The organism is Sphingomonas sp. (assembly GCF_035555815.1).
In the GTDB taxonomy this organism is placed as follows: Bacteria; Pseudomonadota; Alphaproteobacteria; order Sphingomonadales; family Sphingomonadaceae; genus Sphingomonas.
Map to the genome: position 1 here is coordinate 1 of NZ_DATMGG010000176.1, position 9,052 is coordinate 9,052.

Sequence of the window (9,052 nt, forward strand, 5' to 3'; positions counted from 1 at the left end):
GCCGCGCAGCAGCAGCTCGTCACGACGCGCCTCACGCGGGCGGGCAACCTGATCGAGCTTTATCGCTCGCTGGGCGGCGGGCTGGGCTGACGCGCGCCGGCTACGGCGCCGGCGCGTCCGCGGCGTCGATGCCGGTCCAGCCGCCGCCCATCGCCTGGAACAGCTGGATTCGCGCGATCAGCGTGTCGGCGCGAAGCTGGGCCAGCGCCAGTTCGGCCCCGAGCAACCCGCGCTGCGCGTCGAGCTGTTCGAGGTAGGGCGAATAGCCCTCCCGGTAACGGTTGGTCGCCAGCCGCAATCCTTCCGCCAGCGCGTCGCGCTGCGATTGCGCGAAGGCGATCTGCCGGTCGCCCAGCGTCACCGCCGCCAGCGCGTCCTCGACCTCCCGGAACGCGGTCAGCGCGGCGCGGCGATAGGCGAAGGCGGCCTGGTCGCGCTGGGCCGCCGATGCCTCCGCCTGCGCGGTCAGCCGTCCGCCCTCGAACAGCGGCGCCAGGATGCTGCCGCCGATCGACCAGATCGTGATCGGATCGGTGAGCAGGCTGGAAAAGGCGGCGCCCGCCGATGACGTCAGTCGCACCTGGGGCAGGAACCGCTTGCGCGCGGCCGCCAGGTTGCTGTCGGATGCGGCCAGTTGATATTCGGCCTGCGCCACGTCGGGCCGGCGGCGGAGCAGGTCGGACGGCAGCCCGTCGGGCACCGGTGGCGCGGTCAGCCGGTCGAGCGTCGCGCCGCGATCGATCGCGCGCGGCGTCTCGCCGGTCAGCAGGCTCAGCGCATCCTCGCTGCGCGCGATCGCCAGTTCGATCTGCGGCACGATCTGCGCGGTCGCGGCATATTCGGCCTGCGCCTGTTCCAGCTCGAGCTTCGGCGAATAGCCCCGGTCGACCCGCGACCGCGCGATGCGCAGCGATTCGGAGCGCGCGCGCACCGTTTCCTGCGCCACCGCGCGCCGGGCGTCGAGGCTGCGCAGCGTGACATAGGTGCTGGCCACCGCCGCCGCGACCGACAGCCGCGCCGCGTCGTGCGCCGCCGCGCTGGCGAAATAGGCGTCGCGCGCCGCCGCCTTCTGGTCGGCGAGGCGGCCGAACAGGTCGACTTCGTAGGCGATCTGGAGCTGCGGCTGACCGGCATTCTGTTCGACCGGCGCGCCGAACGCGTTGACCGATCGCGACCGCGCGCCGCTCAGCGCCGCGTCGATCGTCGGCAGCGTCTGCGCGCGTGCTAGCGCGACGTTGGCGCGCGCCTCGCGCACCCGCGCGGCGGCGATGGCGACGTCGGTGTTGTCCGCCAGCGCCTTTTCGACCAGCGCGGTCAGTTGCGGGTCGCCGAACGACTGCCACCAGTCGCGCGCGACCGGCGCTGACGGGCCGGCGTCGGTGCGCCACGCCACTGGCGTCGCTAGCGGTGGCACGTCGGCGGTCCTGACCGGCGGCCCGGCGCAAGCGGCGAGCGCCAGCAGCGATGCCATCGCCAGGGCGCGCGCGCTCATCGCCGCGATCCGCCGCGCGTGTCGATGCCGATCTCGACCGACATGCCCGGACGCAGCCGCGCCGCCGCCTGCTGGCCCGGATCGATCGCGACGCGCACGGCGATGCGCTGCGCCACCTTGACGAAATTGCCGGTGGCATTGTCGGGCTTGAGCACCGCGAATTCCGAACCGGCCGCCGGCGATAGATTCTCGATCCGGCCGGTCAGTTCGGCCCCGCCCAGCGCATCGACGCGGAACCGCGCCGGCTGGCCGATCGCCATGTCGCGGGTCTGTGCCTCCTTGAAATTGGCGATCACCCAGACGGTATGCGGCACGACCGACAGCAGTTGCGTGCCGGCGGTGACATAGGCGCCCTGGCGCACGCCCACTTCCGAAAGCTGGCCGTCGGTGGGCGCGCGGATGACCGTGTTGTCGAGATCGATCTGCGCCAGCCGCAGCTGCGCCCTGGCCGCTTCGACCGCCGCTTCCAGGCTGCCGCGCCCGACCACCACGGTGCGTACTTCCTGCGTGCCGATCGCGCGGCTGGCCTGCGCCTGCTGGACCGCCGCTTGCGCCGCGAGCAGCGCCGCGCGGGTCTGGTCGAACTCGCGCGTCGAGATCGATCCGTCGGCGACCAGCGCCTGCGCGCGCCGCATGTCGGCCTGCGCCTTGGTCAATTGCGCGCGGGCGTTGGCGATGCCGGCGTTCTGGCTGTCGGTGGCGACCTCGCGCGATCGCTGCGCCTGCGCGGAATTGGCCAGCTGGGCCTCCGCCGCCGCGACGTTCGCCGTGGCCTGTGCCACGCGGGCGCGATAGATGCGGTCGTCGATCGTCGCCAGCACCTGCCCGGCCTTGACCTCGGCGAAGTCCTGCACCGGCACGGTCGTGACATAGCCGCTGACCTGCGGGCTGATGATCGTCACCTTGCCGCGGACATAGGCGTTGTCGGTGCGCTCCGACAGGCCGGCGAACGGCGGCAGCTTCCATGCGTAGAGGATCGCCAGGACCGCGCACAACGTCAGCACGACGATCGCGAGGATCGTCAGTCGCGATTTGGCCGGCGGGCGCCATTGGGCAGGGGGCGCGGTGATGTCGGTCTGCGGGTCGGCCGCGGGCCCCTCCCGTCCGGCGGTCGGATCGGGTTCGGGCGTTCCTCCAGTGGGCGGGTCGGTCATGTCACTGTCCCTGTTGAGCCTGTGCCAGTTGTGCCATCTGCGCCAGCTGGATCACCGGCGAGGGTTCGTTGCGGCGCCGGATCGACCGGCCGATGAGGTAGCCCCAGATCGACATCACGATCGCCAGCACGCCGATCAGCAGGAACACGTCGTTGAAGGCGAGGATATTGGCCTCTCGGGTCACCTGCTGGCTGAGGATCGCCAGTCCTTCGGCGTTGCGCAGCGCCGGGTCGCCCACCGCCCCCGCGACCGCGCGGCCACCCGCGCCGACACGCGCGGCCACCTGCGGGTCGGACATCACGATGTTCTGGATCAGCGCGTGCGCATGGAATTTCTCGCGGATGACCTGGAAGGTACCGAGCAAGGTGCCGCCGAGCAGGCCGCCGACGCTCTGGCTCATGCTGAACAGCACGACGAAGCTGATGAAGTTGCGCCCGCCGGCCAGCAACGTGCGGGCGATGCCGATCACCATCATCTGGGCGAGGAACAGCGAGGACGCGAAGCCGATCAGCGCCTGGCTGAGGTAGAAGCTGCCGGGGCGGGTGAGGTTGGTCGAATCGGCGTCCATGAACGCCGCGATCACGATCAGCATTACGGCGAAGACAATCGGCGGCGTGAGGTTGTCGGGGCGAAAGGTCAGCACCGCCGTCGCCATGCCGGCGATCGACGCGGCGACGATGATCAGGTTGAGCGTGACCATCTGGTCGTTGATCATGCCGACCACGGTGAGCAGCCCGACCGATCCGAACGCCTGTTCCGACAGCAGGATGCGGATCGATGCCGCGACCACCATCAGCCGCACCATCTCGCGCGTGCCCAGCCAGCGGGTGTTGATCAGCGGATTGTCGCGGTGATGCTCGACCAGGATCGCGGCGGCGATCAAGGCGGCGCTGCCCGCCAGCGCCCACCCCATCCATGCGCGCTCGGTCCACCATTCGATCCGCCCCTCCGACAGCACGGCGATCAGCAGCCACAGCCCTGGCGCGAGCAGCGCGAAGGTGACGAAGTCGAGCGGCTCGAACACCTTTTGGCGCTCGCTGGGGGGCAGGGGCTGCGTCCACACCGCCGCCAGCGTGGCGAGCGCCAGGCCCAGCTCGAACCAGTAGAGATTGTGCCAGTCGCCCCATTCGAGCAGGTGTGGGGAAAAGACGCGGGCGAGCGGGGTAGCAAGCTGCGGAATGCAGATGCCGATCATCACCGCCCCCAGCCGTTTGGGCGCGGGCAGCGACTGGAAGAAATAGAGGACGGTCAGCGTCGACAGGCCGCTGGCGGCGATGCCGCTCATCGCGCGCACCGCGACCGACGTGTTGAAGTCGTGGACGAACAGATGCATCAGCGTGGTCGCGGCATAGGCCGCGAGCGTCCAGCGGATGAACGGCTGCAACCCGAACTGCTGGCGGTATTTGACCAGCAACAGGTTGGCGGTGACGTTGGTCATGTAATAGGCGCCGGTCAGCCACGCCGCCTCATCCGAGTTGAGCCCCAGCGTGCCCTGCGCGAAATTGAGGTTGACCGTGACCAGCGCGTTGCCGAGTCCACCCGTCAGCCCGATCAGGCAACCGATGACGAAATAGACCAGGCGGCGGCGGGCGGGGTGATCGGGATTGGCCGGCGATCCCGGCAGAGTCGGTCGTTCGTGGGGCTTGAAGACATATTCCGCCATCGCGTTTCCGATTAGGCCAACCGCTGGGCCTTCGCTAGCGGTTCCTGCGGGGATCGGTGCGCCTGCCGGTATCGGACGCGCCGCTCAGCCGCCCGCCCGCTCGCGCCGCGTGATCGCCATGTCCAGCCCGGCCAGGTGGGCGAGCCGCAACGCCTCCGCCAGCGTCCTGGCCGCCAGGTGCCGCATCATCCGCACGCGGTGCATCTCGACGGTGCGGATGCTCAACGCCAGGTCAAAGGCGATCACCTTGTTCGACTTGCCCGCCGCCAGACTGGCGAGCACCTCCTTCTCGCGCGCGCTCAGCGCCGCGATCCGCCGGGTCGCGTCGCGCTGCGCCTCACCCTGCGCGAGCGTCCGCGCCAACACGCCGGTCGCCGTGGCCACCGCGGTGAGCAGCGTGTCGTCGGCGAACGGCTTTTCGATGAAATCGATCGCGCCCGACTTCATCGCCCGGACGGCGCAGGCGACATCGCCGTGCCCGCTCATCACCACCACCGGCACCGTGGGGGTCCGCTGCCGCACCTGATCGAGGAGATCGAAGCCGGCGAAGCCCGGCGGGCAGAGATCGACCAGCACCGGCGCCAGCGGCAATTCGTCCAGTTCGGCGAGCAGATCGTCGCCGCATGCGAAGACCCTGGGCGCATAGCCGGCGGATTCGAGCAGGAACCATACCGCCCGGCGCACCTGCGCGTCATCGTCGACCACGTGCACCGTCGGATGGTGCGCCGGCCCGGCCCGCATTCTCCTGCCGCCGGGTTCCGCGATGCTCGGCATGGCACGTCCCCCCCTTCGCCAGCGGGCGACGCGGCGCACGATGATCCGCCGCTGCTGTTCGCCCCCCGCACCCGCCCGAGTCAGGCAGGGAGGATGCGGCTCGCCGGGATGAGGTACAGAAAAAATCCCGTATGCGTAAACAACAAGCTTATCCGCGGCGGAGATAACAAATATGCGGTAAGATCACCGTACCAATCGAAATAATATCGCGTGATTACCTTCAGGCAACGGTAACCCATCGAAGTCACCTATTCGCCCTGAAATACGGACTGCGTCGATCGGCGGGATTATATCCATATCGGATATTTCCGCCGGAAATACAGCCCGTGAATGCTGGGGTGTCAGGCGATGGATTTTCGGGGGGGCGGCAAACCAGGCGGAACGGTCCTGATCGCGCTGGGCGCTATTCTGGGACTCGGCTTGGTGATCTTCGGTGCGATGCGCCTGGGCGCACCGGCCCGGGTGGAAACGGCCGCGGGCGACCGGGCCGATCAACGCCTGTCGCGGCTGGTGACGGCCGCCCGGCCGATCGGGCGCGGCCAGCTCATCCAGGCCGCCGATCTCAAATCGACGCTGGTGGTCGGTGCGCCGCCCTCCTATTCGATCGTGTCGCCGACGCAGGCGATCGGCCGGGTCGCTACCGCCGACATCCAGCCGCAGCAGCTGATCCTCAATTCGCTGATCTCGTCCGATCCGTCGGCGGCCGGGCTGGCGATGCTGGTCCCGGTCGGCCAGCGCGTGATCAGCATCGACACCACCGACGAAATCGCGGTCGGCGGCTTCTTGCGGCCGGGCGATATCGTCGACATCGCGACGGTACTGCCGGGCGAGGCGTTCGGCAGCGGCGACGGTCCCGACCGCAGCGAAGCGCAGACGCTGCTGCAGAACATCAAGGTGATGACGGTCGGGCCGACGCTGGGCGAAGCGCCCCCGGCCCAGTCCGATGCCGGCGCCCGGCCGGTAACGGAAAAGCGCGCGCTCACGCTCGCGATGCTGCCCGAGCAGCTCGGCGTGTTCACGCTCGCCCGCAAGATGGGGCGTTTCTACCTCGTGCTGCGCAATCCCGCCGACGAAGCGGTCGTGCCGATCGGGCGCACCGTGCTGGCGGGGCTGCGCGGCGGCGAGCCGGCACCGCGCGCGGCCGCCGCGGCGCCACCGTCCTACGCGCCGCGCCGCTCGGTGGCGGCACCCCGTCCGGTCGAGCTGATCGTCGGGGGACAGCGCCAGATCATCTATCCAGGAAAGGGCCGCTGATGCGCTCGCTCGCCTATCCCTGCGCCGCGTTCGCCGCTTTGTGCGTCGCAGCGCCCGCCACGGCGGCCACGTCCGTCGAGCTGGAGGTCGGCGCGACCGAGACGCTGTCGGCGCCGGGCACGATCCGCCAGGTCATCGTCGACATCCCCGGCATCGTCGAGGCGACGTTGCAGGGCGCGCGCCGGATCGAGCTGCGCGGGGTCAAGCCGGGCCGCGCCACCGTGACGCTGGTCAGCGACGGCGGCCGCACCGACTATGCGGTCGAGGTGGTCGAGGCGGGGTCGATCCAGGCCGCCGAGCTGGCGCGCCGGCTGGCCGAACAGCCCGGCGCAGAGGCGTTGCGGGTCGATCATCGCGCGGGCGCATTCGTGCTGTCGGGCGCGCTGCCCGATCTCGCGACGCACGATCGCATCCTGTCGCTCGCGAACGCGCTCACCGGCGACAAGGTGACCGATCTGACGCGGGTCGCGGGCAACCAGATGGTCGCCGTCGACGTCCGATTCGTCGCGGTATCCGACACCACGCTCAAGTCGCTGGGGTTCAACTTCGCCAAGTTGAGCGGCGGGTTCCAGTCGGCGCTGGTCGGGCCGAGCACGGTGAACACGTTCAACTTCGACAGCACCGGGCTGAAGGTCGACGCCAGCCCGCCGCTGCAGAACGCCTTCAACCTGTTCCTCGCCAGCCGGGGCAAGGGTCTGCTGGGCGTGCTGAGCGCGCTGTCGGAGACCGGGCTGTCGCAGGTGCTCGCCCAGCCGACACTGCTCGCGCGCTCGGGCGAACAGGCCGAGTTCCTGGCGGGCGGGGAAGTCCCGATCCCGGTGCCGCAGGGGGGCGGCAATGGCTCCGGCGCGATCACCATCGAATATCGCCAATATGGCGTGCGGCTGAGCGTCGAACCCTATGTGCTGAGCAATCGCCGCATCGCGCTCAAGCTGGCGCCGGAGGTTAGCGAACTGGACTATGCCAATCGCATCGCCATCCAGGGCTTCAGCATTCCCGCCTTTCGCCGCCGATCAGCGAACACCACGGTCGAACTGGGCGACGGCGAGAGCTTCGTCATCGCCGGGCTCAGCTACGCCAACAGCACGAACAATGTAAGCAAGGTGCCGATGTTCGGCGACATCCCGATCCTCGGCTCGCTGTTTCGCCGCACCGAACAGGGTCGCGAAAAGCTCGAACTGATCATCGTCGCGACCCCCCGTCTGGTCAACCCGCTGACCGAGGCGGAGGTCGCCGCGATGATGCCCGGCACGCCGCCGGCGCCCAATCTGGCGGAAAGCGTGCTGCATCCCGGCGTCGCCGAGAAGCGCGCCGCCAGCTTCGGCCTGAGCCGTTAGGCCGATGCGCCGCGTCGTCCTTCTCGGCCACGACCAGTTCCTGATCGGTCGCGTCCGCGCGGCGGCGATCGAGCTGGCCGGCGTCACCGTGCTGCCGACCGCGCCGTCGAAGTTCGCGCCCGAACTGGCCGTGCTCCGGCCGACGCTGGTGCTGGTCGAACTGGGCGGCAGCGATACGCTGGCGAACCTGCCCCACATCATCGCCAGCATCGTCACGGTGGCGGGGGAAGTGCCGGTGGTGGTGATCGGCGACGCGAACAACGCCGCCGACGTGCTCGCCGCGGTGCGCGCCGGATCGACCGACTTTCTCGATCGTGAGGAATGCGTGCCCAATCTGCGCGCGCATCTGGAACGCCGGCTTTCCGCGCTGGGCGAGGTCCGGTCGGGCGAGCGCCAGAATTTCTCGGTGGTGTTGAACGCACAGGCCGGGGGCGGCGGCGGACTGTTCGCGCTCAACCTGGCGGTGCTGCGCGCATCGCGGGCGGAGGAGGCGCTGTTCATCGACTGCCAGTTGCCCGCCAGCGAAGCCGGCGCCGCGCTCGATATCGGCGCGTCCTATTCGCTGACCGACGCGGTGCGCGACATCAGCCGGATGGACCGCACGCTGCTGTTGTCCGCGATCGCCCGCCACGAAGCGTCGGGGCTGAGCGTGCTGCCGCTGGCGCTGCGCGCGGCCGATCAGGTCGCGATCTCGCACGAAGGGCTGCTCGCCGCGCTGCGCACGATCCGCCCGCTGTTCAAGGATGTCGTGCTCAACGCCGGCGGTATCCGGGAACCGGGGCTGCTCGACGTGCTATCCGACTGGGCGACGTCGATCCACCTCGTCTGCCCGCAGACGGTGACCGCGCTGCGCGACGCGAAAGACCTGCTCGCCGTGCTTCCCGCGCAGGGGGACGTGGCCGGGCGTGTGGTGCTGGTGGTCGACCAGTGCAGTCCGCGAATCGACCTGTCGCCGGAACAGATGCGCGCGGCGCTGCGGCTCGACCGGGTAATCGCGCTGCCCGACGTGCGCGATGACCTGCTGAACGGACTCAACGTCGGTCGTCCCTATGTGCTGGCCAGGCCGCGCGCGCCCTATGCGCTGGCGATCGGGGCGGCGGCACAGGGGCTTGATCCGGCCCCGCCCGCGCGTCCGCGCGCGATCCTGCCGCCGATCGGCCTGCGGCGGCGGCGGGCATGAGCAGCCCGATTTCCCGCGCGGCGCTGTCGCCGTCGTCCGCCCCGCCGATCGAGGCGGACCGCGCCTTTGGCCTCACCGACGCCTATCAGGCGACCAAGTTCCAGATATTCCACCAGGTGCTCGAGCTGCTCGAGGCGCGCAGCATCGCGGCGGACGCGGCGTCGTCGCGCGCGGTCCGCACCACGATCGACGAAGGCA

The 9,052-nt window shown here is 69.9% G+C and carries 8 protein-coding genes; 4 read left to right on the forward strand and 4 right to left on the reverse strand.

What is annotated here, in order from left to right:
* Nucleotides 1-100: 100 nt before the first annotated feature.
* The 4 genes from VNR91_RS09635 to VNR91_RS09650 form a co-directional block, all read right to left on the reverse strand.
* A complete protein-coding gene (locus VNR91_RS09635; protein WP_325490549.1) occupies nucleotides 101-1,492 on the reverse strand; it encodes an efflux transporter outer membrane subunit in 1,392 nt (463 codons plus the stop codon).
* Complete coding sequence (locus tag VNR91_RS09640; RefSeq protein WP_325490550.1) at nucleotides 1,489-2,646, reverse strand: HlyD family secretion protein; 1,158 nt, start codon at nucleotides 2,644-2,646, stop codon at nucleotides 1,489-1,491. The genes VNR91_RS09635 and VNR91_RS09640 overlap by 4 nt, the downstream gene beginning before the upstream one ends.
* A gap of 1 nt (nucleotide 2,647) precedes the next feature.
* On the reverse strand, nucleotides 2,648-4,309 hold the full coding sequence (locus VNR91_RS09645; protein WP_325490551.1) for an MFS transporter: 1,662 nt from the start codon (nucleotides 4,307-4,309) through the stop codon (nucleotides 2,648-2,650).
* An 84-nt stretch (nucleotides 4,310-4,393) separates the two neighbouring features.
* The gene (locus VNR91_RS09650) at nucleotides 4,394-5,083 is read right to left on the reverse strand and encodes a response regulator transcription factor (RefSeq protein WP_325490552.1); all 690 of its coding nucleotides are present in this window, start codon (nucleotides 5,081-5,083) and stop codon (nucleotides 4,394-4,396) included.
* A 348-nt stretch (nucleotides 5,084-5,431) separates the two neighbouring features.
* On the opposite strand from VNR91_RS09650, the gene cpaB reads away from it, so the two are divergent.
* From cpaB to VNR91_RS09670, 4 genes are all read left to right on the forward strand, one after another.
* Nucleotides 5,432-6,337 (forward strand): Flp pilus assembly protein CpaB, encoded by a 906-nt coding sequence (gene cpaB, locus VNR91_RS09655; protein ID WP_325490553.1) that lies wholly within the window; start codon nucleotides 5,432-5,434, stop codon nucleotides 6,335-6,337.
* Nucleotides 6,337-7,674 (forward strand): type II and III secretion system protein family protein, encoded by a 1,338-nt coding sequence (locus tag VNR91_RS09660; protein WP_325490554.1) that lies wholly within the window; start codon nucleotides 6,337-6,339, stop codon nucleotides 7,672-7,674. The genes cpaB and VNR91_RS09660 overlap by 1 nt, the downstream gene beginning before the upstream one ends.
* A gap of 4 nt (nucleotides 7,675-7,678) precedes the next feature.
* Nucleotides 7,679-8,854 carry a hypothetical protein gene (locus tag VNR91_RS09665; protein WP_325490555.1) on the forward strand — a complete coding sequence of 392 codons (1,176 nt, stop codon included), beginning with the start codon at nucleotides 7,679-7,681 and terminating at the stop codon, nucleotides 8,852-8,854.
* Nucleotides 8,851-9,052, forward strand: a 202-nt coding sequence (locus tag VNR91_RS09670; protein ID WP_325490556.1) for a hypothetical protein, incomplete at its 3' end; no start/stop codon positions are given. The genes VNR91_RS09665 and VNR91_RS09670, both read left to right, overlap by 4 nt.